The 22,731-nt window shown below is 62.8% G+C and carries 21 protein-coding genes and 3 pseudogenes; 15 read left to right on the top strand and 9 right to left on the bottom strand.

The genetic code is table 11. The features are described 5' to 3' along the window. Nucleotides 1-162: 162 nt before the first annotated feature. Nucleotides 163-879 (top strand): LemA family protein, encoded by a 717-nt coding sequence (locus tag BCV67_RS19275; protein ID WP_216635686.1) that lies wholly within the window; start codon nt 163-165, stop codon nt 877-879. Between the two features lie 496 nt (nt 880-1,375). On the opposite strand, the gene BCV67_RS19270 is transcribed toward BCV67_RS19275, so the two are convergent. Continuing rightward, nucleotides 1,376-1,642: a hypothetical protein gene (locus tag BCV67_RS19270; protein WP_062167480.1), complete on the bottom strand. Its 267-nt coding sequence runs from the start codon at nt 1,640-1,642 to the stop codon at nt 1,376-1,378. 258 nt (nt 1,643-1,900) lie between these two features. On the opposite strand from BCV67_RS19270, the gene BCV67_RS19265 reads away from it, so the two are divergent. The 3 genes and pseudogenes from BCV67_RS19265 to BCV67_RS19255 all read left to right on the top strand — a co-directional run. Then, the gene (locus BCV67_RS19265; protein WP_062171537.1) at nt 1,901-3,373 is read left to right on the top strand and encodes an IS91 family transposase; all 1,473 of its coding nucleotides are present in this window, start codon (nt 1,901-1,903) and stop codon (nt 3,371-3,373) included. A gap of 314 nt (nt 3,374-3,687) precedes the next feature. Then, nucleotides 3,688-4,617 (top strand): SDR family NAD(P)-dependent oxidoreductase, encoded by a 930-nt coding sequence (locus BCV67_RS19260; RefSeq protein ID WP_016448223.1) that lies wholly within the window; start codon nt 3,688-3,690, stop codon nt 4,615-4,617. Nucleotides 4,618-4,690: 73 nt separating this feature from the next. Beyond that, nucleotides 4,691-5,227, top strand: a pseudogene (locus BCV67_RS19255) (transposase); the annotation flags it as partial. Nucleotides 5,228-5,471: 244 nt separating this feature from the next. Here the strand turns inward: BCV67_RS19255 and folK are convergent. The 4 genes and pseudogenes from folK to tsaD form a co-directional block, all read right to left on the bottom strand. Then, nucleotides 5,472-5,945: pseudogene (gene folK, locus BCV67_RS19250) on the bottom strand (2-amino-4-hydroxy-6-hydroxymethyldihydropteridine diphosphokinase); the annotation flags it as partial. Nucleotides 5,946-6,030: 85 nt separating this feature from the next. Next, nucleotides 6,031-7,311: a mechanosensitive ion channel family protein gene (locus BCV67_RS19245; protein WP_062167482.1), complete on the bottom strand. Its 1,281-nt coding sequence runs from the start codon at nt 7,309-7,311 to the stop codon at nt 6,031-6,033. Continuing rightward, nucleotides 7,312-7,680 (bottom strand): dihydroneopterin aldolase, encoded by a 369-nt coding sequence (gene folB, locus BCV67_RS19240; protein WP_062167484.1) that lies wholly within the window; start codon nt 7,678-7,680, stop codon nt 7,312-7,314. Nucleotides 7,681-7,746: 66 nt separating this feature from the next. Next, a pseudogene (tsaD, locus tag BCV67_RS19235) lies at nt 7,747-8,634 on the bottom strand (tRNA (adenosine(37)-N6)-threonylcarbamoyltransferase complex transferase subunit TsaD); the annotation flags it as partial. Between the two features lie 286 nt (nt 8,635-8,920). Between tsaD and BCV67_RS19850 the strand changes: the two are divergent. After that, complete coding sequence (locus BCV67_RS19850) at nt 8,921-10,609, top strand: IS3 family transposase (protein ID WP_231732492.1); 1,689 nt, start codon at nt 8,921-8,923, stop codon at nt 10,607-10,609. A 385-nt stretch (nt 10,610-10,994) separates the two neighbouring features. Here the strand turns inward: BCV67_RS19850 and BCV67_RS19225 are convergent, their stop codons facing one another. Next, the gene (locus BCV67_RS19225; RefSeq protein ID WP_082746538.1) at nt 10,995-12,335 is read right to left on the bottom strand and encodes an adenylate/guanylate cyclase domain-containing protein; all 1,341 of its coding nucleotides are present in this window, start codon (nt 12,333-12,335) and stop codon (nt 10,995-10,997) included. Between the two features lie 243 nt (nt 12,336-12,578). After that, nucleotides 12,579-13,667 carry a site-specific integrase gene (locus BCV67_RS19220; protein ID WP_062167488.1) on the bottom strand — a complete coding sequence of 363 codons (1,089 nt, stop codon included), beginning with the start codon at nt 13,665-13,667 and terminating at the stop codon, nt 12,579-12,581. Nucleotides 13,668-13,771: 104 nt separating this feature from the next. Between BCV67_RS19220 and BCV67_RS19215 the strand changes: the two genes are divergently transcribed. Then, complete coding sequence (locus tag BCV67_RS19215) at nt 13,772-14,662, top strand: DNA-binding protein (RefSeq protein ID WP_062167490.1); 891 nt, start codon at nt 13,772-13,774, stop codon at nt 14,660-14,662. A gap of 761 nt (nt 14,663-15,423) precedes the next feature. Here the strand turns inward: BCV67_RS19215 and BCV67_RS19210 are convergent. Beyond that, on the bottom strand, nt 15,424-15,795 hold the full coding sequence (locus BCV67_RS19210) for a DUF3693 domain-containing protein (RefSeq protein WP_062167492.1): 372 nt from the start codon (nt 15,793-15,795) through the stop codon (nt 15,424-15,426). Nucleotides 15,796-15,928: 133 nt separating this feature from the next. Here BCV67_RS19210 and BCV67_RS20300 point away from each other — a divergent pair, with 133 nt between their 5' ends. The 9 genes from BCV67_RS20300 to BCV67_RS19170 all read left to right on the top strand — a co-directional run bounded on the left by BCV67_RS20300 (nt 15,929) and on the right by BCV67_RS19170 (nt 21,835). Next, nucleotides 15,929-16,066, top strand: a complete 138-nt coding sequence (locus BCV67_RS20300; protein WP_156455794.1) for a hypothetical protein — start codon at nt 15,929-15,931, stop codon at nt 16,064-16,066. A gap of 221 nt (nt 16,067-16,287) precedes the next feature. Continuing rightward, nucleotides 16,288-16,485, top strand: coding sequence for a hypothetical protein (locus tag BCV67_RS20295; RefSeq protein WP_156455795.1), 198 nt, complete (start codon nt 16,288-16,290; stop codon nt 16,483-16,485). Between the two features lie 86 nt (nt 16,486-16,571). Continuing rightward, nucleotides 16,572-16,883 carry a hypothetical protein gene (locus BCV67_RS20385; protein ID WP_172837765.1) on the top strand — a complete coding sequence of 104 codons (312 nt, stop codon included), beginning with the start codon at nt 16,572-16,574 and terminating at the stop codon, nt 16,881-16,883. Between the two features lie 64 nt (nt 16,884-16,947). Further along, nucleotides 16,948-17,976, top strand: a complete 1,029-nt coding sequence (locus BCV67_RS19195; RefSeq protein WP_062167497.1) for a replication initiation factor domain-containing protein — start codon at nt 16,948-16,950, stop codon at nt 17,974-17,976. Nucleotides 17,977-17,989: 13 nt separating this feature from the next. Then, nucleotides 17,990-18,280, top strand: a complete 291-nt coding sequence (locus tag BCV67_RS19190) for a single-stranded DNA-binding protein (protein ID WP_062167499.1) — start codon at nt 17,990-17,992, stop codon at nt 18,278-18,280. 203 nt (nt 18,281-18,483) lie between these two features. Then, on the top strand, nt 18,484-18,741 hold the full coding sequence (locus BCV67_RS19185; protein WP_062167501.1) for a hypothetical protein: 258 nt from the start codon (nt 18,484-18,486) through the stop codon (nt 18,739-18,741). 112 nt (nt 18,742-18,853) lie between these two features. Further along, nucleotides 18,854-20,359 (top strand): hypothetical protein, encoded by a 1,506-nt coding sequence (locus BCV67_RS19180; protein WP_065868184.1) that lies wholly within the window; start codon nt 18,854-18,856, stop codon nt 20,357-20,359. A gap of 1 nt (nt 20,360) precedes the next feature. After that, the gene (locus tag BCV67_RS19175) at nt 20,361-20,675 is read left to right on the top strand and encodes a DUF2523 family protein (RefSeq protein ID WP_062167505.1); all 315 of its coding nucleotides are present in this window, start codon (nt 20,361-20,363) and stop codon (nt 20,673-20,675) included. Then, nucleotides 20,672-21,835, top strand: a complete 1,164-nt coding sequence (locus BCV67_RS19170; protein ID WP_062167507.1) for a zonular occludens toxin domain-containing protein — start codon at nt 20,672-20,674, stop codon at nt 21,833-21,835. Before BCV67_RS19175 ends, BCV67_RS19170 begins: the two co-directional genes overlap by 4 nt. 1 nt (nt 21,836) lies before the next feature. Here the strand turns inward: BCV67_RS19170 and BCV67_RS20290 are convergent, their stop codons facing one another. Next, nucleotides 21,837-22,241: a hypothetical protein gene (locus BCV67_RS20290; RefSeq protein ID WP_156455797.1), complete on the bottom strand. Its 405-nt coding sequence runs from the start codon at nt 22,239-22,241 to the stop codon at nt 21,837-21,839. Between the last annotated feature and the right edge of the window lie 490 nt (nt 22,242-22,731).

Raw genomic sequence — 22,731 nt, 5'->3', positions numbered from 1 at the left:
GATCGTTATATACTGGGTGGCCAGGCCGGGCGGCCAGGTCAAGCCTTGATGCAGTCCGGATGTCCCGGGTTTTCCTTGCGTGAGGCGGCGGTGCCGGTTAGGCGTTGATGCGTAAGGCTTTCCGGAGGGACACACATGCTTATTGGACTTGGCGTCATCGTATTGATCGCTGGCTTCATTATCCTGATTTACAACGGTCTTGTGATGAAGCGGCAGCGGGTCAACCAGGCCTTTGCTGACGTCGATGTGCAGCTGAAACAGCGCCAGAACCTGATCCCGAACCTCGTCGAGACCGTGAAGGGCTATGCCAAGCACGAACAGGACACGCTGCAGCAGGTGATCGCTGCCCGGAATGCGGCGCAGAGCGCTCATACGCCGGCTGAAATGAGCCAGGCCGAGGGCATGCTGACTGCCTCGCTGGGCAAGCTGTTCGCACTGGCGGAAGCCTATCCGGACCTGAAGGCGAACACGAACTTCATCCAGCTGCAGAACGAGCTGTCCGCCATCGAGGACAAGCTGGCCGCGGCGCGCCGGTTCTACAACTCGGCGGTTCAGGACTACAACACGTCCCGCGAACAGTTCCCCGGTTCCATCATCGCGGGCATGTTCAATTTCGAAGGCCGCGACTTCTTCGATGTCGGCGTCGAGGGCCGCGAAGCCCTCAGCACTCCGCCGGAAGTGAAGTTCCCAGAAGCGGGCGCCGACTTCCCACAGCGACCACAGCACGGTCGCGATGGTGGTCGCGGCCAGCAGCCAGGCCGCGACGGGCGCGCGGCGGACGTAGAAGAATCCGCTCAGTGCCAGCGCCAGGCCGGCCAGCAGGTAATACCAGGAGCCGCCAAGGGTGATCAGGTAGAGCCCGCCGGCGAGCAGCGGTAGCGCGATCAGTACGAGCGCCGCGCCGAACAGGCGCAATGGCCAGCGACCGGTACTGGCGCCCGCAGGCGCCACGGAAGTGGTGTTCATGTCATCGGACCTCGAGGAAGGGGGACGCATCGGGAGCGATGGCTGCCGGTTCGCGGGGAAGCGCACGGCCATAATACTGTACTGTCCAGTACGTCTGTGATGAATGCGCGCGCGCCCGCGGCCGGGTGGTCGTGCGTGCGCGCTTTCCCGTGCAGGAAAGTCGCACCCGTCCAGTCAACGATGGCGGTGGGCGAAGCCGCCCTGCAGGGCGTTCGCGCCCCACGGGTGCGGTGGCCTGTGCCGGGTCGGGCCGGACACGGCCGCATCCGGGCAACCGCGCCATCAACGCGCCTCTGGACCTGCCGGCCTTCCGGGTGCATTGCCCCGCCGTGGCCCGCTCCCGCATGCGGGAGCGAAGATTACCCCGTCGAGGGGCGTGGTGTTCAGGCGCCCCGTGTCGGAGCCCCGGCTAGCGCCCGCGCGCGCGGGCGAAGGCGTCGGCCAGGGCGTTGTTGGCCGGCGGTGAGGCGGTGGCGGGCTTGCCGCCCGGCCCACGCCCGCCACGCGGACCGCCCGGTCCACGTCCGCCGCCGCGGTCCTGGCCGCCACGCGGCTGCTCGCCGCGCGCCTCGCGTGCCGGCTTCTCGCCGGGCACGTCGTCCAGCCGCCGGGTCAGGGCGATGCGCTTGCGCGGCACATCGACCTCCAGCACCTTCACCTTGACGATGTCGCTCACCCTGATGCCGTCAGCGGGGCACTCTGCTGAGGGCTGCTGGCGCGAGAGCGGGGGTTTTTAGAGGTGCCCTCAGGTAGGTGATTTGCTACGCTGCGCCGCGCCGATGTCTTACCCATGCGCGGGAGAAATGCCGATGGGCGGCGATGAGGCCGCGCGGAACACTGTGCAGCCGTCGATGCGCAGGATCGTTCCGTGCTGTGCCTCACCGCACCGGAGGGACGCGCCGCGCCGCGTGTCGCCCGTGCCGCAAACACCGCGCTGGCGGCCGCGCCGAGCTACGCACGCCATGTTCCCGAGCGCACGCTGCTGTACGCGCTGGTCGAGGCGCACTACCCGGACTTCATCGCAAGTCTTGAGGCGCAAGACCGCTCGCTGCCCGAGTATGTGCGCGAGGAGTTCGAGACCTACCTGCGCTGCGGCGTGCTCGAGCACGGTTTCCTGCGCGTGGTGTGCGAGCAGTGCCGGGCCGAGAGGCTGGTGGCCTTCTCCTGCAAGAAGCGCGGCTTCTGCCCCAGCTGCGGGGCGCGGCGCATGGCCGAGAGCGCGCGGCACCTGGTGGAGGAGGTGTTTGGCCCGCGGCCGGTGCGGCAATGGGTGCTGAGTTTTCCGTACCCGCTGCGCTTCCTGTTCGCCAGCAAGCCGGAGGCCATCGGCCCGGTGCTGGTGATCGTGCAGCGCGTCATCGCCGGCTGGTTAGCCGATCAAGTCGGCGTCGACCACGCCAGCGCGCAATGCGGCGCGGTGACCCTGATCCAGCGCTTCGGCAGCGCGCTGAACCTGAATGTTCACTTCCACATGCTGTGGCTCGACGGCGTGTACGACGCGAACGTCGAGCCCCCGCGGCGCAAGCCGCGCCTGCGCCGCGCCCGTGCCCCCACCTCTGCGCAACTGACGCAGCTCGCCAACACCATCGCGCATCGCGTGTGCCGGCACCTGTCGCGCCGCGGCTGGCTCGAAGGCGAAGACGAATCCGTGTTCCTGTCCGACAGCGCGGGTAGCGACGACGGCATGGATGGGCTGCGGATGAGTTCGATGACCTACCGCATCGCCACCGGTCGCGACGCTGGCCGCAAGGTCGTCACGCTGCAAACATTGCCCGGTGACGCAGGCTCGCTGGAGGGCGATGCCGGCAAGGTCGGCGGCTTCTCGCTGCATGCCGGCGTGGCCGCGGAAGCACACGAAAGCCACAAGCTCGAAAAGCTGTGCCGCTACATCACGCGCCCGGCGATCAGCGAGCAGCGGCTGTCGATCTCACCGCAGGGTAGGGTGCGGTATCAGCTCAAGACGCCGTGGCGAAATGGGACCACGCATGTCGAATGGGATGCGGTGGACTTCATCGCCAAGCTGGCGGCACTGGTCCCGCCACCTCGCGCGCATCTCACCCGCTTCCACGGCGTATTCGCCCCGAATGCAAACCTGCGTGCGCAGCTGACGCCCTCGGGGCGCGGCAAGCGGCCTGCGGGCGATGCGGCGCCAGTGGACGTCAGCGCCCACGACGAGCCGCGCAGCCCCGAGCAGAAGCGCCGTGCGATGAGCTGGGCGCAACGGCTCAAGCGGGTCTTTTCCATCGACATCACCACCTGCGCCCACTGCGGCTGCGCGGTACGGATCGTCGCCAGCATCGAGGAACCCACCGCCATCCGCGCCATCCTCGCCCACTTCGAGAAGCACGGCGCGCTGGAGCAAGCGCACTACCGGCCCGCAGCGCGCGCGCCGCCGCCGGCCGCGTGACGAGGTGCCGGCCACACAGCCGGCAGCCAAGCCAGAGTCCGATCCGATGCGGCCACGACCCCGCAGGGCTGCGCTCGGCCCTGTGCCGGGATTCGGTGAGAAATGGCTACGCACTGAGCCGCTGCGTGGCCCCGCGATGTCGAAAACCCACGCATGAACCCCCGATCTGTGCCCGATCTGTGCCCAAAGCGGCGCTTGCGCGACCGCCGCCTACCCGCCAGACTCGCCAAAAAGGGCGGTTGAACTTCCTATACCCCAAGGTGGCCCTACCGCAGCATGTATTCACTAATATCTCAACCAAAGGAGTATTCGAGATGGGTAAGCTAGCTGGCAAGATTGTCGTAGTGACGGGGTCGGTTTCGGTCATCCCCGGGTTCGATTCCATTGGCTCGGCAACGGTTCGCGAAGCCTTGGCCGAAGGGGCCGATGGGGTTGTCATTTCCGACATCAACGATGAGCAGGGCGAGGCATTCGCCAAGAGCCTGAACGAGGAATATGGTGAGGGGCATGCGCTCTATGTGCATACCGACGTGACTGATCCGAAGGATGTTGAGAAACTTTTCGAGATCACTGAGAAGACCTATGGTCGGGTGGATGCCATCATGGCCAATGCCGGCGTGGCGACGGCTGAGGATTTCGATAAGGATCCCGAGGAGGTTCTGAAGTCGAAAAAATTCATCCAGAGCGTCAACGAGGACGGAGTGTTCAATACCGCGCTCTACGGCTCGCGGCTGATGATGAAGCACGGGACCAAGGGCTCGATCGTGCTGGTATCGAGCATCCACGGCGTCGCCGGTCGCCCGAAGGTGGTGAACACGGAGACGGGCGAGGTGCTGATTGAACGCTTCAATCTGGTCCAGTATACGATGGGGAAACACGGCGTTGTCGGCCTGTCGAAGGCCCTCGCGCTGCAGTTCGCGGAATACGGAATCCGAGTGAACACCGTGAATCCGGGATATATTATGACGCCGCTATTCCAGGCCGCTGTCACGACTGACAAAGAGAAGTTGTCGCATGAGAAATCCTTGGAAACGGATGCCTTTGACTTCACCCAGCTGGCGGCGCTGCACCCATTGTGCAACGATCCGGTGAAGGATGCAGATATTGTCCCGCGTGGGAAATTTGGTGGCCGTATGGGTGTTCCGGCCGAAATCGCCAAGCCGGCGGTGTTCCTGATGTCCGACGAGTCTTCCTTTATGACCGGTCAGAAACTGGTTGTCGACGGCGGGTATACCGCATGCTGAGCATCGGCGGATAGTTAGTGAGCTTCTCCCATTGTGTGGAGGGGCAAATGTGAAACGGGGCGCTTTGGCGCCCCGTTGCTGCCGCTACATCACGCGCCCGGCGATCAGCGAGCAGCGGCTGTCGATCTCACCGCAGGGTAGGGTGCGGTATCAGCTCAAGACGCCGTGGCGCAATGGCACCACGCATGTGGAATGGGATCCGGTGGATTTCATCGCCAAGCTGGCGGCGCTGGTCCCGCCACCGCGCGCCCACCTGACCCGCTTCCACGGGGTGTTTGCCCCGAACGCCGCCCTGCGCGCACAGTTGACGCCATCGGGGCGCGGCAGGCGGCATGACGCCGCTGTGGAGCCGGCGGACGCAAGCGCGAACGACGCGCCGCGCAGCCCCGAGGAGAAGCGCCGTTCGATGAGCTGGGCGCAACGCCTCAAGCGGGTCTTTTCCATCGACGTCACCGCCTGCGTCCACTGCGGTGGCACCGTGCGGATCGTCGCCAGCATCGAGGAACCTGCCGCCATCCGCGCCATCCTTGGCCACTTTGTGAAGCAGGGCGCGCGGGAAGAAGCGCACTACAGGCCCGCAGCGCGCGCACCGCCAGTGCAAGCCGCGTGACGATCTGCCGGCTGCACAGCCGACGGCGAAACCGGAATCCGAGCCGATGCGGCCACGATCCGCAGGGCGGCGCTCGGCCCGCTGTCGGGAATCAGCGAAGCATGGCTGCTGACAACGCCGCTGCGTGGCCCCGCGATGCCGAAATCCCACTCACAGACGTCCGATCCGTGCCCAAAACGGGGCTTGCGCGACCGCCGCCTACCCAGCAGACTGCCCGAAAAGGGCGTTTGAACTTCCTATACGCGACTTCGTCGAACGCCACGTCGTGGTCGGGGTGCGCCTGCCACAGTTCGGCGATCGTGCGTCGTTCCAGCGGATGCACCGCGCCGGGCGCGATCTGCGCCAGCGGCTTGAGCACGAAGGCGTGGCGCAGTTCGTCGCGCGGGATGCGCAGGTTGCCAACGCCTTCGGCGACGAGGTCGTCATACAGCACGATGTCGATATCGAGCGTGCGGTCGCTGTAGCGCGGGCCGCTGCGGTCGCGGCCGTGCGCGTCCTCGAGTGCATGCAGCCAGGCGTTGAGCGCCTCGGGCGACAGTTCGGTGCGGATCGCGGCGGCCGCGTTGATGAAGTCCGGGCCGTCGTAGCCGACCGCGGGAAAGCGGTACGCCGCGGATACGGCGACGTCGTCGAAGCGCGCGCGCAGGGCGGCGATGCCTTCGCGCAGGAAGCGCACCGGGTCGAGATTGCTGCCGAGACTCAGGTAGGCGGTGGGCATGGCGCGCTCCGGGGGAGCGCGCATGATCGCGCATCGGACGGGGAAGGCGCGAGCGCCACGCGCCGGCGCGTGCGGCGGCGGTGCGTCAGCCCTCGCCCGGCCCGGCCGGATGCGACGGCGCATCCACGCGCCGCAGGTTCACGTCCAGCGGCGCGTCGCTGCTGCCCTGGAACACCTTCAGCCCGAACTCCGGCAGGATCGCCAGCAGGTGGTCGAAGATGTCGGACTGGATGCCCTCGTAGAACGCCCAGCGCACGTCGTTGGTGAAGCAGTAGATCTCCAGCGGCAGGCCCTCGGAGGTCGGCTGCAGCTGCCGCACCAGCAGGGTCATGTCCTGGTGGATCTTCGGATGGTGGCGCAGGTACTGCTCGACGTAGGCGCGGAAGGTGCCGAGGTTGGTGACCCGGCGCTGGTTCACCGCCTCCGCGCCGCGCACTTCCGGGCGTGCGTTCCATTCGCCCAGTTCGCGCTGCTTCTCGCCGAGGTAGCCGTCGATCAGGGCGAAGCGGTGCAAGCGCGACACCTCGCCCGCCTCGAGGAAGCGCACCGAATGCTGGTCGAGGTAGATCGCACGCTTGATCCGGCGACCGCCCGACTCGCTCATGCCGCGCCAGTTCTTGAACGAATCGCTGATCAGCTTCTTGGTCGGGACCGTGGTGATGGTCTTGTCCCAGTTCTGCACGGTGATGGTGTGCAGGGCGATGTCGATCACGTCGCCGTCCGCGTTCTGGCTGGGCATCTCGATCCAGTCGCCGATGCGCACGCGGCCGTCGTTGCTGATCTGCACGCTGGCCACCAGCGAGAGGATCGTGTCCTGGAAGATCAGCATCAGCACCGCGGTCATCGCGCCCAGGCCGGTGAGGATGTGCAGGAACTGGGCACCGACCAGGGTGGCCACGATCGAGATCGCGACCAGCACGAACATGATGATCTTGGCGACCTGCAGGTAGCCCTTGATCGGCTTGTTGCGCGCGTCGGGGCGGCGCTCGTACACCTGGTTGGCCAGATCCAGCGCGCGCGAGATCGACAGCGCCACGGTCAGCACGATGAAGGCCTGGCACAGCGCGCGCACCACGGTGACCACCTGCGCCGGCAGATCCGGCACCACCGCGATGCCGGCGGCGATCACCAGCGCCGGGACCACGTTGGCCAGGCGCGGGATCACCCGCAGCTGCACCTCGTGGTCGTGCTGCGCGCCCCCCAGTGGAGTGGCCCGCAGCAGGCGCCTGAGCCCGCGCAGCAGGACCCGCTTGGTCAGCCAGTTGGCCAGCCATGCCGCCAGCAGCAGCGCGGCGATCACGATCCCGGTGTAGGCGCCCGGGTAGGGCGCGAGCGTGGTGCGAAGCGTCTCCAGCTGTTCCTGCAACTATCCGTTCCCTTGTGGCGTGCGTACACGTTCGATGATGACACCGACCGCGCGCGCACCGCGCACCGCACCCGGCTTGCTCAGCTTCAATCGTAACCAATCGACGTTGAATTCGTTCATCACGATCTCCGCGCAGCGCTCGGCGAGCGTCTCCACCAGCCCGAAATCCGACTGCGAGACATATTCCACGAGGCGCTTGCTCACCGCCTTGTAGTTGAGGGTGAGCGCGATGTCGTCGCTGGCGGCGGGGATGCGGTTGTCGAAGCCCATCTCGAGGTCGAACACCAGCGTCTGGCGGATGCGCCGCTCCCAGTCGTAGATGCCGATCAGGGCGTCGATCTCGAGGGCTTCGATGAAAACCTTGTCCATGAGGGCGGGAATCGGGAATCGGGAATCGGGAATCGGGAATGGTAAGAGCAACCGCATGGCCGCTCTTCACGATTCTCCATTCCCGATTCCCGATTCCCGTTCTGCCGCCACCGGCGGCAGCGAGGCCATGTCCCAGCGCGGCACCACGTGCACCGCGGCATCCTCGCGCTGCCCGGCCTGCAGGCGCAGGGCGCCGGCGAAGGCGATCATCGCGCCGTTGTCGGTGCACAGCGACGGGCGCGGGAAGCAGGCGCGGCCGCCGCGCTTGTCCGCCATCTCCTGCAGCTTCGCGCGCAGGCGCTTGTTGGCACCGACGCCGCCGGAGACCACGATCACGTCGCAGCCGGCCGCGTCCAGCGCGCGTTCGCACTTGATCGCGAGCGTGTCGACCACCGCGTCCTCGAAGCCGCGGGCGATGTCGGCCTTCGTCTGCGGCGACTGGTCGGACTGCTGCCAGGCCAGCAGCACCTGGGTCTTGAGCCCGGAGAAACTGAAATCCAGCCCCGGCCGGTCGGTCATCGGCCGGGCGAAGCGGAAGCGGCCCGGCACGCCCTGTTCGGCCAGCGCGGCCAGCTGTGGGCCGCCGGGATAGGGCAGGCCCATCATCTTCGCGGTCTTGTCGAAGGCCTCGCCGGCGGCGTCGTCCAGCGTCTCGCCCAGCAGCCGGTAGCGGCCGATGCCGTCCACCGCCACCAGCTGGGTGTGGCCGCCGGAAACCAGCAGGGCGACGAACGGCGGCTGCGGCGGATCATCCTCCATCAGCGGCGCCAGCAGATGGCCTTCCATGTGGTGGACCGCCACCGCCGGCACGTCCAGCGCCCAGGCCAGCGCGCGCGCGACCCCGGCCCCGACCAGCAGCGCCCCCACCAGCCCGGGGCCGGCGGTATAGGCCACGCCATCGATCTCATCGATCTTGAGACCAGCCTCGGCCAGGGTCTGCCGCACCAGCGGCAGCCACCTTCACCTTGACGATGTCGCTCACCCTGATGCCGTCAGCGGGGCACTCTGCTGAGGGCTGCTGGCGCGAGAGCGGGGGTTTTTAGAGGTGCCCTCAGGTAGGTGATTTGCTACGCTGCGCCGCGCCGATGTCTTACCCATGCGCGGGAGAAATGCCGATGGGCGGCGATGAGGCCGCGCGGAACACTGTGCAGCCGTCGATGCGCAGGATCGTTCCGTGCTGTGCCTCACCGCACCGGAGGGACGCGCCGCGCCGCGTGTCGCCCGTGCCGCAAACACCGCGCTGGCGGCCGCGCCGAGCTACGCACGCCATGTTCCCGAGCGCACGCTGCTGTACGCGCTGGTCGAGGCGCACTACCCGGACTTCATCGCAAGTCTTGAGGCGCAAGACCGCTCGCTGCCCGAGTATGTGCGCGAGGAGTTCGAGACCTACCTGCGCTGCGGCGTGCTCGAGCACGGTTTCCTGCGCGTGGTGTGCGAGCAGTGCCGGGCCGAGAGGCTGGTGGCCTTCTCCTGCAAGAAGCGCGGCTTCTGCCCCAGCTGCGGGGCGCGGCGCATGGCCGAGAGCGCGCGGCACCTGGTGGAGGAGGTGTTTGGCCCGCGGCCGGTGCGGCAATGGGTGCTGAGTTTTCCGTACCCGCTGCGCTTCCTGTTCGCCAGCAAGCCGGAGGCCATCGGCCCGGTGCTGGTGATCGTGCAGCGCGTCATCGCCGGCTGGTTAGCCGATCAAGTCGGCGTCGACCACGCCAGCGCGCAATGCGGCGCGGTGACCCTGATCCAGCGCTTCGGCAGCGCGCTGAACCTGAATGTTCACTTCCACATGCTGTGGCTCGACGGCGTGTACGACGCGAACGTCGAGCCCCCGCGGCGCAAGCCGCGCCTGCGCCGCGCCCGTGCCCCCACCTCTGCGCAACTGACGCAGCTCGCCAACACCATCGCGCATCGCGTGTGCCGGCACCTGTCGCGCCGCGGCTGGCTCGAAGGCGAAGACGAATCCGTGTTCCTGTCCGACAGCGCGGGCATCCGTGCCGATGGTCGGCCCGAAGCGGTGCGTCCGGCCCCCGCGCACGCGCTCAGCGAGCAGGAGCGGGCCGCGATCCTGGAGGTGGCCAACGCCCCGCAATACGCCGCCCTGCCGCCGGCGCAGATCGTGCCGCGGTTGGCTGACGAGGGCCGCTACCTGGCCAGCGAGTCGAGCTTCCACCGGGTCCTGCACCAGGCCGGGCAGGCCAGTCACCGCGGTCGCGCCAAGACACCGCAGGCCCGCCGCAAGCCGACCACGCACGTGGCCCGCGCCCCCAACCAGGTGTGGTGCTGGGACGTGACCTGGCTGCCTTCGCAGGTGACCGGGCGCTGGTTCTACCTGTACCTGATCCTGGACCTGTACAGCCGCAAGATCGTCGGCCACGAGGTGCACGAGGTCGAGTCCGGCGAGCATGCCGCGCATCTGCTCAAGCGCACGGCGCTGGCCGAGGGCATCCATGCAGCGACCAACAAACCAGTGCTGCATGGCGACAACGGTGCCGCCCTGAAAGCGACCACGGTACTGGCGATGCTGCAGTGGCTGGGCGTCGCCCCGTCCTACTCGCGCCCGCGGGTCAGCGACGACAACGCCTTCGTGGAGAGCCTGTTCCGCACCGCAAAGTACCGCCCCGGCTTCCCGATCCGGGGCTTTGCCGACCTGCAGGATGCACGGACATGGGCCGCGCAGTTCGTTCACTGGTACAACCACGAGCACCTGCACAGCGGCTTGCGCTTCGTCGCCCCGGCCGTGCGACACGCGGGCCAGGACGCCGCCCAGCTCCAAGTCCGCACTCAGGTCTACGAGCTCGCCCGCCAGCGCCATCCGCAGCGTTGGACCGGCACGATCAGGGACTGGAGTCGCGTCGGTGCCGTCACGCTCAATCCCGACCGAGACACGGTCGTGCCGGCACAAAGCAAACAGAATGAAAGTAAGCGACTAGCTGCATGAAATCAGGCGACAACTATCTTGACACGCACCGCAATGCGCGGGCTCATCAGTCTGATCCGTGTGTCGATCTGTCTTCGGTCCACATCATCCTGCACCGGGCGTCACGCCCCGACTCCGGCCGCCTGCGCCGGGACCGCGTGAAGCTTGGATGATTGCTGCATAAAGCCCTGGGCGGTTTCCAAGGGGGGGGAACCGGCAGATTTGTCCTGTGAAAGCGAAACGTGCTCGGTCGATCACTTGAAGCAAAGTTGACGAAGTGCAAGCATGCTCTGCGAAAGGACCATGCGATTGGAACCACTCCAACGGCGCCTCTCGGCCATCTGTCGGCCGGCCAGCAGCTGCTTCAGCAGTGGAATAGTTCACATCCTCTATCCCAATAGTTCACCTATCCGGTTTTGAAGGCCTCAGCGCCGATTGCCGTTTCAGCGCCTTTGCAGCGCCCCTGCTCGCGCTCCGCTGTCAGCACACCGCGACTAACCGAGCAACGAATGAGGTCACCCTTCATGCCCAGGCGGGTCGCGGTCATGGGCCCGAACTCAAAACCAATCTGTAGACCCAAAGAACTGGCGTTGGTGCCAGCCGTATGCAACTTCTTTAGGGCGAGCGCAAAGCTGCTGCGCATGCCGCCGGCACACAAGACCATGTTGCTGATGGTCTCTTCCTCGTTCGTATTCGCGCAGGTTCCTTCGATCAAGAGTCCGTGCACACAGTCGCCGATGAATCGGACCTTGCGTCCCTTGAACTCCGTGTGTAGCACTGCGTCCAGCTCACTACGCAGCACCCGCAGCGCACGAACGACGTGTTTGGCGTTCAGATCGTCGGCGATGTTGCGGCTTACGAACTTGGTAAAGCCGTCGATATCCGCATAGACGGTCGCCGCATCCTGGCGCCGTGTTGCAGCCACGGACAGCCTTTCGAAGTCCAGGCCAGCATAGGGCGGGGTATGAGCGCTGAATTCGAATTTACCGATCGGGTGCGCTTTCAGATCAGCCTCCCAATCCTTCACCACCTTGTCGACCGTGCTGACTAGGTTGACCTCATTCTGACTGGTCTTGATCTCGTCGACCGTCAGCGGCGCAGCGTCTTCAGAGGTGACTTTAGCCAGACCGATCTTTTGCCGCGCATTGTTGGTCAGATAGATGCCCGCCGCCTTTCCGCCGCCCGATCGCTTGGCAGCATGGTTGGCCGGTTCGCCGAGGAAGAGCGGTTCGCGATGGCCGCGGCGCCCGTTGTTGACCGCCAGGGCCAGCCCGCTGTCGATGCCGATGCGCACTTTGGCGGCGGGATGATCAGCGTCCTCACCGGTGCGTGCCAAAACATCCATGATCATCTGACCGATGGCAATGGCCCGATGGATACGCTTGGCTTCGTCGTCGTAAGGTTTGGCCACTACCGAGTGCAGCCGCTGGTTGTGAAAGTCGACCAGGATGGCGTCTTCGTTGGCCAGGATCCGCTCGACTGCGCGGTAATGAAGATTCAAGAAGCGCAAGGTTCGGCGATGGCACATCTCGCCTTCGATCATTGTGACATTCAAGAGATCTTCCAGATTCACGATGTCGGCATACAAATGCACACCATCGACGCGGTAGGCCACTTTGTTACTCAGGCTCCGCAGATCGGTGTCACGGACATAAGGCTTAATCGTGATGTCCGAAATCGATACCTCATCGATCGTCGCTTGTATACGTTTGTCGGCACGGCTCTCGTTCCACGTCCTCGAGCTCATAAACTCTCCCTGTACGGCCGCCGAGGGCGACCACTGTGATGGCGGTTCTTTTGGTTTCCCCCGGGAGAAGCCACAGGCATCCATAGCGATGGCTATCCCTCAATGTTCACGTATGTACCAAATGGCGCAGTTTCAAGGGGAGATTTGAGATGCCGAATGCGCTACCTCAATTGCGTGCAAAACCCCTGAGGCGCCGCGGCGATGATTGGTTAGTCAGTTCTAGCAAACGAGGCTCTCAATTTGCTACTCGCTATCCAATAGGCGAGCGGCCGGGTTGTCTGCCGCGCCACCCGTCTGGAAATACCCCACGACACTCGACACCGACCGGTGCTCCGTCAGCTGCATGATCGCCGGCAGCGCCACACCCTGGCGGCTGGCTTCGGTCACGAAGCCCGACCGCAAGCTATGCCCGCCAAAATCCCCTTCCAGCCCGGCCAGGCGCGCCCGCCGCTGCACGATTTCCCCGACGGCCGCCGGGGACAGGGCAGGGCCGACGCGCTGTTTCCATAGCCGCCGGAAGATCGCCCCCTCGGTGATCCCGGAGGCTTCTAACCACTCCTGCAGGGCGAGGGCGGCCCGATCCAGCACCGGCTTGTCCGGGGTCGAGGTGGCGGTAACGCCGGCCTGCTGGGTCTTGCTGTGCTCCAGGCGGTAGATATAGCCCGCCTCGCCGATCCGGCGCAGGTCGCGCAAGTCGGCGGCGGCGATCTCGCTGCGTCGGCGGCCGCCACTGGCGAACCCAAAGCAGAGTAGGGCACGGTCACGGATCCCCTCCAGGCTGTCGTCGCAAGTGGCCAGCATGGCTTCCAGCTCGGGCAGGGTGATGGCGGTCTTCTTGCGTGGCCGCTCGCCGCGTTTGACGGCCGCTCGGGCGGCGCGGCTGAGCACGGTGCGGATCGCCGGTTGTTCACAGGGGTTGGTAACTTGCTTGAGCCGGTGCGCCGTGGACAGCACGGCGATTCGATGCCGCACGGTCGACAAGGTCCAGGGGCCGAGCTTGGCTTTCAGGCCAGCAGCGACCAGCGCCTGATCGACGGCCGGCGGCAGCTCCCAGGTCAGCTCGCCCTCGGTCGATCGGCGCTGGACATGGTCGACCACGAACTGCAGCACCGTGGCCTCATGCACCGGCAGCATCAGCTCGATCCCATAACGGGCCGCATGCCAGCCGGCCCAGTAGCGCAAGGCACTGGTATAGCTGCGGGTGGTGTTTTCAGCGGCCGCCTCGGCCAGCAGTTCACGCACCGCGTCGGCCGCCTGTTGCGCCAGTTGTTCGGGCAGTACCAAGCTGGCAGCCGTCGCAGCGAGAACCGGAATCGTAGAATTATCTTTCATACTATGTAATGTATACTACGAATTAGAGCTTATACCCACGATAATCATCACTTATCGTAAGTACGTAATCAACAGAGTAGGGCACCGATACAGGAGACGTCAGCATGGCCCGCGGCATCACCGAATCCGATGTTCACACCGCCGCCGACGCGCTGGTTGCCAATGGCGAACGCCCGACGGTAGAACGCATCCGCGCGCACTTGGGCACAGGATCACCCAACACCGTGACGCGGTGGCTGGACACTTGGTGGAAAAATCTGGGTCTTCGACTGCAGTCGAAGCGACCAGATTTGAAGGACGCGCCGGCGGTCCTAGCCGAGTTGGCCGGTCAATGGTGGGCGTTGGCATTGCAGCATGCCCGTGAATCGGTTTTGGAAGAGCTTGCCGGCGCCAGACAGTCGCTTGCGGCCGAGTATGACGAGCTGCGGGTGCAGCAGCAGAACTTCGCCGAGGAAGCTTCCGCGCTACATGCCCAGGCGACAGCCTCAGCCCAAACAGAACGCCTGGCGCTGACCCAAGTGACGGAGCTTCGGCAGCTCGTCGATCAACTTCAATCGCAGCTGACAGAGTCGACACAACAACGTGCTTCTGTGGATCAGCGGCTGGAGCAGCTGGATGTGGCAAAGCAGACCCTCGAGGCCCGGTTGCACGACGAGCGAGAACTGGCCAGATCTGAACGCGAGAGCCTGATGGAACACGCCAGATCTGTCGAAAATCGTGCTGCACGGGAAGTCGACCAAGCCCGTCAGCAGATCAAAGACCTACAGACCAAGTTGGCTTCTGCAGAGAAGCTTCGCGTTACAACCGAACAATCACTTGCCAGTGCTTTGAAGGCTGCCCAGAACGCAGCGGCGGTTTCCTCTAAAGAAGCGGACCGGCAACGGGCGAAGTCCGAGGTCCTGGAGGAACAACTGAGCAAAATTCCTGCTGCTATCGAGGCGGCGTTGCGTGGTAAACGTAAGCTGCCAGCCCCTAGGAAGGCGAAGGCAAAATAGTCAATGTCTACGTCTGTTGACTAGAATTCCTACGGCATCACGCTGAGCCGTCTAGCGTATTGCGTTTGACAACATACGCAAATTTCTACGTTCGGTCACAGGGTGACGGACTTATCTGCTTCCAAACCAGCAAGATCTACCTGCGCGCGACGAAATTGTCCGCAGTAGACAGCCGTCAAGGGGCCCAACGCCCCTGCGCCGGGGCATGGAGATGCACTAATCGACAGAACTCGGGGCGAGCGAGAGGCTAAGGATCTGCAGAAGGGGATCGCCGCGTCGCGTTGAGGATGCTTCGGTCCAAACGTCCGAGACCCCTAGTTGAGTTGGAAATCCAGCGGATGCGCGTGTTTTCTGTGTCACCCAGATGAAGGCCAACGTTGGCCCTCGAATCTCATTGATCCGCACCAAAGCCCAAATATTGTGGGCTCCGAGGCCGAGTAGCGACACCTCACCGCCGTCGGCTGCCTGACACGAAAAACACGCGATCAAGGCCCGTAGAAGGCCCTGGGCTACACTATGGAGGGGCCTTGAAAGGGCGCCTCTGGCCCGTTGCACATTGCCGGCCTGTCGTTTGGCGGACGCGGCGAGTAAGAACATCTACCTAATCGCGACGAAATTATCCGCGGTAGACAGCAGGTCGAGCAAAAAGTACATCTTTAGTTGGCGGAAAAGTACATCTCTAGTTGTCCCGTCAGCAAAAGGACACGAACTAAAAAAACTGACAGATGAGATCCAAAGCCAGATCCAGCTGATCCGCCCAATCACCCATTTCGCATAATGTATACACCGTGCGTGGAATTACCCGGTTCTGCCGCCTGTACGTGCGCAGGGGAGGCGAGGCCAACCCCTATCACTAGGGCCATAGCGACCGCCCCCAACTTTTGCGCAATTAGCTCCCAGCGCGTCCTAGCTTCGCCCTCGGTTCGCGCTGCTTGAGCTATCGCAAGCCATTTGTCCGCGTTCTCTCCGGCCATCCTTGCCAGTGCCAGCACGTCACCATCTGTCGGCACCTTTTTCCCTGATTTCCAGTTCGTTATCAGCTGTTTGGAGCGATCCAAGCGCTCGCTGATATCCGTGTAGGTGGCGCCAGTTCGCTTGCGTGCCGCTTCGATCAGATCAGCGATGGTTTCCATGTGTATTCCCGTGGGTTGACTTTCGTTTCCCCGTCAGGATACTGCGACCTTGTATTCCACAGGGAATACTCCCGCCCCGGTCTCCCCTAGAGCCGGGTGCGGGCATCTAGGGCGTAGGGGAGGGGAGTGCACTATGCAACTCGACGGATTGAAGCTGCACCAGCTGTACGCGGTTCGCCGCCACTGGGCGCGTCTCGGTGATGCGGCCAAGGTCGTCCAGGTTGAAGCCGCCATTGATGAGCGCATCGCTCTCATCGGCGGTGCCAAGTGAGCGACGTCATTCTTCCGCTCTGCCTTTTCTGCGCCGCCGTGCTGTTCTCGGTCGGCACCGCCCGTTTGTTTGGCTGGGTGATTGCTCGCCGGGATGCGCGTGTTGATTCCGCGTACCGCGCTGCTTGCCTTGTTGCCTGTGCTAGGGCGGAGGTAGGCCAGTGATCGTTCTTGTTCCGCTGGCGCTGCTCGGTTGCTTCTACTACATCCGGTGGGTGCGCCGTGGCTGATCCCTCCTGCTACGTCATCACCGCCAGCGACTGGAACTCGCTGATGCTGGTGATTGCCATTTATTGCGGTTTCGGCCCGGTCTTGTGGCTCATCACGCGTGATTGGTATCGGATCGCTCATTCCGTGCGCGTGCTTCTTCGCCTGCGTCGTCGTCGCCTTCGTTCTACTCGGGAGGCGCGCCGTGATTGATTTCCTCCTCGACAACCTCCTGTGGGCTTTCCTCTGGTCGCTGATTTTTGCTGTTTACGTGGCATGGCTGCGCTCTGGTGGTCGGCGTGGCTAACCGCGTTCCCTACGGCATCCGTCGCGTAGATCCGCGCTTCTACGAGCCGCTTCCGGCCTCGTCGCATCTGGACGTGGAAGTCGAAGCGCTCCGCGCCATGCCGCAACCCAACTACGAGATTGAACACCGCATCGGTGACGGTCCATGGCTTCCTAAGTGCCGCTATGGCCGGGATGACGCATGGGCCGTCGCCCGCGCTCGCTGGTGGAATGCGCTGCTGCGTGGCCGTCGCTCCTACCGCGTCGTGGCTGTGCTCGGCAGCACCCGCACCGTGGTTTACGGGGAGGGCGCCAGCTATGCATGAGGCCGCAGCTTCGGGACTCCCCTCGTCTAACAGGGGAGTCAGTGAAACTGAACGAATCGGGGTAGTGATCGACTGGCTGGCCTCCGCCTTCGATCTTATTTCCGTCCTTGACGTGTATGGCATGGTCGATGACCGCAAAGCGGTCCTTGATGATCTGGACGGCCCGGTAGGTTCCTGCGTCCGCGCCGTGGCCCAGGCATTGGCCGGCCACTTCTTCCCGGGCCTGTTTGAACTCGGCGATCCTTCGCGTGGCCGGTTTTACAACTGGCGCGTATCGCTGCAAGCCGGTGGCGAGCATGTAGGCCTGTTGGAATTCGGCGGCCTTGCCACGGTCCGCAAGGACGGCGTGCACACCGCGCGTCTGGAACTTACTGGCAATGGTTGCCGCATATTTGAGGCCAGCAGTGGCGATGACCATGCGCAGCGGTGGTCGTCGCTCGCTTCACTGCTGGGGCTATCCGATGCACGCATTACGCGCGTCGATATCGCGGCAGATGATTTCCTCGGTCAGTGGCCGGTGCAGTGGGCCGTTGATCGTTACAACGAGGGCGGTTTTGACCGTCGCGGTCAGCGGCCTAAAGCCCGCCTGATTGATGACATGGGCAACCGCACCGGCAAGACCTTCTACGTGGGTAGCCGCAAGTCTGAGCAGCAGCTACGCGTGTATGAGAAGGGCAGGGAGCAGGGTGACATGGCTTCCGAATGGGTGCGCTATGAAGGCGAGTTCCACGCCAGTAATCGGCGTGAACTTCCCCTGGACATGCTCACTGATCCAGCCCCGTATCTGGTTGGCTCTTACCCCATCCTCGACTTCGTTGATGGCATCGGCCAACGCCTGCGCATCGCCACAGAAAAGCTGCTCGCCAACTGCACCCGCGCCGTCATGCATTTCCGTCGCCAGTACGGGCCAATGATCAACGCGATGCTCCACGCATCCGGTGGTGATGAATCAACGCTCTCACGCCTGATTGTCGGCACAGCCCGCGCCAAGCTGCCGCCGTGGTGTCCGCGTCCAGAAGACGCCGCTCAGCTGCTTACCGCAATTCTTTTCGCCCCATCGGGGCATATCGATAGCCCGGAATCGCGGGCATAACCAAGGAAAAATCATGGAACTGATCAAGGTCACCATCCTCTCTGCCGAAGTAACCGAGCGCAAAGGCACCTTCGAAGACGACAGCGGCAAGGAACGCGCCTACACCACGCGCAAGCAGAAAGCGAAGCTGGAAGCCGGTGGCTTTGGCTACCCATATGACGTGCGCCTTGAGGAAGGCCAGACCGCTTATCCGGTTGGCGAATACGTCATGGACACCGCTTCCATGATCCAGGTCAACAAGGGCACGGCCAACTGGTCGAAGTTCCCCGCGCTGGTCCGCGCAACCGTTCCGGCCAAGGCTTAACCCATGGCCCGCGTCCTCGTATGCATCGATCCGGTGCCTTTGCAGGACGGGTCGTGTGCTCAATCCGCTTGGCTGGATCAACCCAGCTGGGTGGACATGCTTCCCACGGTCGAACAGGCCAACACCGTGGGTCCAGCGATTTTTGTTGGCCTTGTAACTCTCGCTGCACTCCGTTTGATCATCCCAAAACAAGGAAATGAAGAATGAATCGCAATACTCGTGAAACTGCACTGATTCGTGCCAAGGCTGTTGGTCGTTCGCTGCGTGACCGTGTGGGCGCTGCTGTGGCGCTTGGCGGTGCTGCTGCCGCTCCTGGATTGGCGTTCGCCGCTGATGGTTTCGACAGCGCCACCGTTCTGGCCGCAATCGCTGCCATGGTGGCTGCCGGTGTCCTGATCTATACCGCCTACGCCGTAGGTAAGTGGACCATGAAGGCCTTTGGCCTGATTGGCGGCAAGTAAGCGATCGACAAGGGGAGGGCGGGGAAACCCGCCCTTCGCACATCATGACCGGACTACTTGTTCTTGTTCTTTGGATCATCGGCGGTTACATCGTCGCGGATGGGCTGATCTGATGCGTTGGCTTTTTACACTGCTGCTTGTCGCTGCGTATGTGTGGCAAGGTATCGATCCTGTGCAGGCGCAATCTTCTGCTTCATGTGCATCTAGCGGTATTTGCGATCAGGGCGAAGCGTATTCGCAGTGCAAGGCTGCTGTCTCCAACAGCATGTCTTATTACGAGCCTTATGGCGGTTATCCCAAAATTGCCAAAGACTGCACTTCCGTTGTTGACTCATACGGGAATGGCGGGTTTGAGTGTGTTGTGCACGCTACCGGCCCCAGCACTCCGCGTTGCCGGGTTTCCGGTTCTGATGGCGGCGATTCGTCTAAAACTTTTTGGTTCTCGAGCGGAAAAACGTGTTCCGCTCGAAACGTGACGACTCCAGCAGGTGACAAGTCAGCTGGAAGTCCAATGCCATGGCCCAGCTGTGTTGCTGGCTGCAAAATCCAACAAGAGCAGATTTCATATAGTCAGCCAGGCGGCGTCATGCTCTATGGGCGTCGTAACGCAACGTACCTCAATGAAACATGTACTTCTCAATCTCTGAGCCAGAACGGTGCTATCGACACTCGTGAAGAGCAGCCTAAGCCCACCGAGCCAGAATGCACTGCATTGGGTGGCGGTCAGACGTCCTGTTTCAAGTCAAACGGTGATCATTGTGCTACAGCATCAACGGGGAAAACTTTTTGCTGGACGCCGAACGAAACTGGCAAGAAGATCGATGGTGACGATGCCCAGGTAAAGGGCAAGAAGGGTGAGCCAGTCACTCCACCGAATGTAAAAATTGATAACAAAGATTGGCAACGAAAGGAGGGGCACCAGCAGACCGCATGCATTAATAACACCTGCACAACTTACAACGTAACCAATTACCAAACAGCTCCTGCAGGGAGCGCCAAGAACAGTACGGGCGATAATCAGCCAGATGGTTCCGGTAACACATCTGGCAACGGGAAACCGTCCAAGGGCGATGGTAAGGACGGTGATAAGGATGATGGTGATTCAGCCACGGATTCTGGCAACTGCGACACGCCGCCGATCTGCACTGGAGACACATTGAAGTGCCTACAGCTCAAATTCACTTGGAAAATTGAGTGCAATACCAAGGGCAACGAAATCACAAATGGTACTGGCTGCGGTGAGAACGACATACCTGTCTGTGCCGGCAAGAGCTGCAAGGCAGAGGCTTATTCACAAGTGTTGCAGCAGTGGAAGCAGCGCTGCTCGTTTGAGGGCGATAGGGATGCTGCGAAGGGTGATGCGCGGTCAGGGGCAGCCGACGGGGCAGGGGATGATCTGGCGGGTGTAGTGGGTGGCCTTTGGGCAGGGGATGGGGTAACGCCAACGCTGAATCAGAATAGGCTGAGCATCGGCGGCGGAAACGTTATTCCTGACGTGGACATCATGGGCACTAAAGTTGTGATGCCTCAGGGCTTCTATGACGCACTCGCCATCATCAAGAAGATCATCATTGCTGCGGCCATGATCGCGGCCTTTCCAATTTTGTGGAGACGCTGATATGTCGTGGTTCTCCGTTGACAATCCCTTTCTCGGCGCGCTTGCGGGTGTGCTCAACAAGCTGCTCAAACTCAAACTTGCGCTGTGGATCGGCAAGGCCCTCAGCGCGCTTGGGCTGGGCTTCGCTGCTCAGCATTTCGTCTATGAACCGCTTATTGATCAAGCAGTCAACGTTTGGAACGCCGTTCCAGCGATTGCAGCGAATTGGGTACATGCGCTTGGTTTGGATACCGCAATTTCAATCATGCTTAGTGCCTATGGCATCCAAGGCGTGCAGCGTGTTTTTCTCTCTCGCAAATATGAGCCGCCAGTATGATCGGTGACACCGCTTCAATTTCTCTTCTCACTGGCTTGCCCGGTTCGGGCAAGTCGTTGCGTATGACGCAGCGGATTGTTGAGCTAGTGGAGAAGGGCGAGCATGTGTATACCTGCAATATCAACGGCATTTCTGTGCCCGGCGTGACGCCATGGGATGATCCGACTCGGTGGCGTGATCTGCCGGCGGGTGCGGTATTGTTTGTTGATGAGGCGCAGCAGTATTTCCGCGCACGGCGCGGTGGTGATCCGCCCGAATACATCAGCGCAATGGAGACGATCCGGCACGTTGGCGTGCGTCTTGTGCTGGCAACGCAGCAGCCGAATTACCTGGATACACACCTGCGCGGGCTGGTTGGCTTCCATGAGCATTTGCTGCGCCAGTCGGGTAAGGATGAAACCTTTATCTTCCGAAATCATCAGGTCATGGATGAGGTCCGCATGGGCCTCAAGCGCATCAAAGGGCTTTACGATCACGAGAAATGGAAGCTGCCGCAGAAGTATTTCCAGTACTACAAGAGCGCGGAACTGCACACGGTCAAGTACCGGATGCCAGCGCTACTGAAGAAGGTTCTGATCACCGGCCCCATAGCGATCTTGTTGGCTGCGAGCGTGTTCGGTTGGCTGTTCTGGAAAGGCATTAGGGGGCAAGCCGAAGCTGAGGAAATGGCCGCGACTGCGCCTGTGGCGCAGCCCGGCCAGTCCTCGGCTTCGGCGGTCAGGTCAGATGGCGAACGTCCAGCCCCGCGAACTGGCGAGCAGTACATAGCCGCTTTGACACCGATGGTTGCGGACGTTCCTTGGTCAGCGCCCGCTTACGTTGACCGGGCCGTGGTATCAGATCCCCATGTGTACTGCATGGCATCGGAAAACAGCTGTCGGTGCGTTACAGAGCAGAGTACCCGGGTAGTGTTGCGCGATGACGTTTGCCGCGACATTGCGCGTTGGGGCGAGCCATATAATCCATACAAACAGCCAGCGCAGCCGCCTCAGGGTGGTCCGGTTCCATATGGGGCAGGGGACGCGCAGCCGACGCATTTGTCGCAGGCAGGTGCACCATCGTCGGTGGTTGGCTATTCGTCTGGCAGTCGTGGAGATGTGTTCCCGAAAAACCCGGCGCGAACTATCGGAGGCTACACACCGCCCACGAGCACGCTTTGAATCAACATGGTTCGTTCGGGACGTCTTTCCAACCGCCTTCGATGCGCTCTAACCGCTTTCCTTGCATGCAGCGCTGACCTGGTCGAAGTGCTCGCCGCTCCATTTCAATACGGCGTTCTTCTGCTGCGCGCGCTTCGAAACCGAACGGGTCCGGATCATTCGCTGTGCGCAGGAACTCATCTACTGCAGCCTTACGGGCTTGATCTTCTTGTTCTGCGACAGCAGCGGCACCTATGCCAACTAGCGAGCACGTGGCTATTAGGCAGATCGACATGCCTACAAAAACTCCGATTGCGATTTTCCAAACGAGGCCGTTGCCGGAATCACTTTTCCGCTGCCGAGCTGGCTCACGGAATCGAATTTCGTCCATGTCGGGCTTGCTGAAAGTCGGTTTTTTTCGTTCCATGATTTACCCCTTGTAGCCTCCGTTTCGATTGTAGCTGGGGTGTAGGGGCAAGGCCCCTACGGATGCGCTCTTATCCTGCGCGGGTCCCGAAGTGGCGTTCCCTCCATTCGCCCAGGTCTACGACAACGACCTTTACCATCGACCGCTGACCGGCTTTTCGCGCAGCGTTCCTTTTACGTGTCGCGTCACGTAAATCAGAGGCATCGGCGCGCCAGAGAAGGCCGCGCAGCCGACGCTCTGGGATTCGTTCGCCGGACGGCGCGACCAGATCACGGCCAGCCAGTCGCCATCCAGCCCAAGGGCCGTGGAGCTCGACGTGGTTTTCGATGATGTGCCGGTGGTGCGCTGATGCACACGCGTTCGGGCATTGTTCTCCGGTCGGCCAGCAAGGCGGCCTGCGGTCGATGTTGTAGTTGTCACTCATGCCTCAATTTCCCCCTGATCCTTAGGAGGCCGGGATGGTAGGTGAGATGAGATCCAAAGCCAGATC

The sequence above is a fragment of the Stenotrophomonas nitritireducens genome (assembly GCF_001700965.1).
Taxonomy (GTDB): Bacteria; Pseudomonadota; Gammaproteobacteria; order Xanthomonadales; family Xanthomonadaceae; genus Stenotrophomonas; species Stenotrophomonas nitritireducens_A.
This window is presented reverse-complemented; position numbering and strand designations above follow the sequence as displayed.

Bases quoted from the DNA above. Each gene is read 5' to 3' on its own strand.
- BCV67_RS19220 (WP_062167488.1), bottom strand. From the start codon at position 13,667: ATGAAAGATAATTCTACGATTCCGGTTCTCGCTGCGACGGCTGCCAGC.
- BCV67_RS19210 (WP_062167492.1), bottom strand. From the start codon at position 15,795: ATGGAAACCATCGCTGATCTGATCGAAGCGGCACGCAAGCGAACTGGC.
- BCV67_RS20300 (WP_156455794.1), top strand. From the start codon at position 15,929: ATGCAACTCGACGGATTGAAGCTGCACCAGCTGTACGCGGTTCGCCGC.
- BCV67_RS19190 (WP_062167499.1), top strand. From the start codon at position 17,990: ATGGAACTGATCAAGGTCACCATCCTCTCTGCCGAAGTAACCGAGCGC.
- BCV67_RS19180 (WP_065868184.1), top strand. From the start codon at position 18,854: ATGCGTTGGCTTTTTACACTGCTGCTTGTCGCTGCGTATGTGTGGCAA.
- BCV67_RS19260 (WP_016448223.1), top strand. From the start codon at position 3,688: ATGGGTAAGCTAGCTGGCAAGATTGTCGTAGTGACGGGGTCGGTTTCG.
- BCV67_RS20290 (WP_156455797.1), bottom strand. From the start codon at position 22,241: ATGGAACGAAAAAAACCGACTTTCAGCAAGCCCGACATGGACGAAATT.
- BCV67_RS19175 (WP_062167505.1), top strand. From the start codon at position 20,361: ATGTCGTGGTTCTCCGTTGACAATCCCTTTCTCGGCGCGCTTGCGGGT.
- BCV67_RS19215 (WP_062167490.1), top strand. From the start codon at position 13,772: ATGGCCCGCGGCATCACCGAATCCGATGTTCACACCGCCGCCGACGCG.
- folB (WP_062167484.1), bottom strand. From the start codon at position 7,680: ATGGACAAGGTTTTCATCGAAGCCCTCGAGATCGACGCCCTGATCGGC.
- BCV67_RS19225 (WP_082746538.1), bottom strand. From the start codon at position 12,335: ATGAGCTCGAGGACGTGGAACGAGAGCCGTGCCGACAAACGTATACAA.
- BCV67_RS19170 (WP_062167507.1), top strand. From the start codon at position 20,672: ATGATCGGTGACACCGCTTCAATTTCTCTTCTCACTGGCTTGCCCGGT.
- BCV67_RS19185 (WP_062167501.1), top strand. From the start codon at position 18,484: ATGAATCGCAATACTCGTGAAACTGCACTGATTCGTGCCAAGGCTGTT.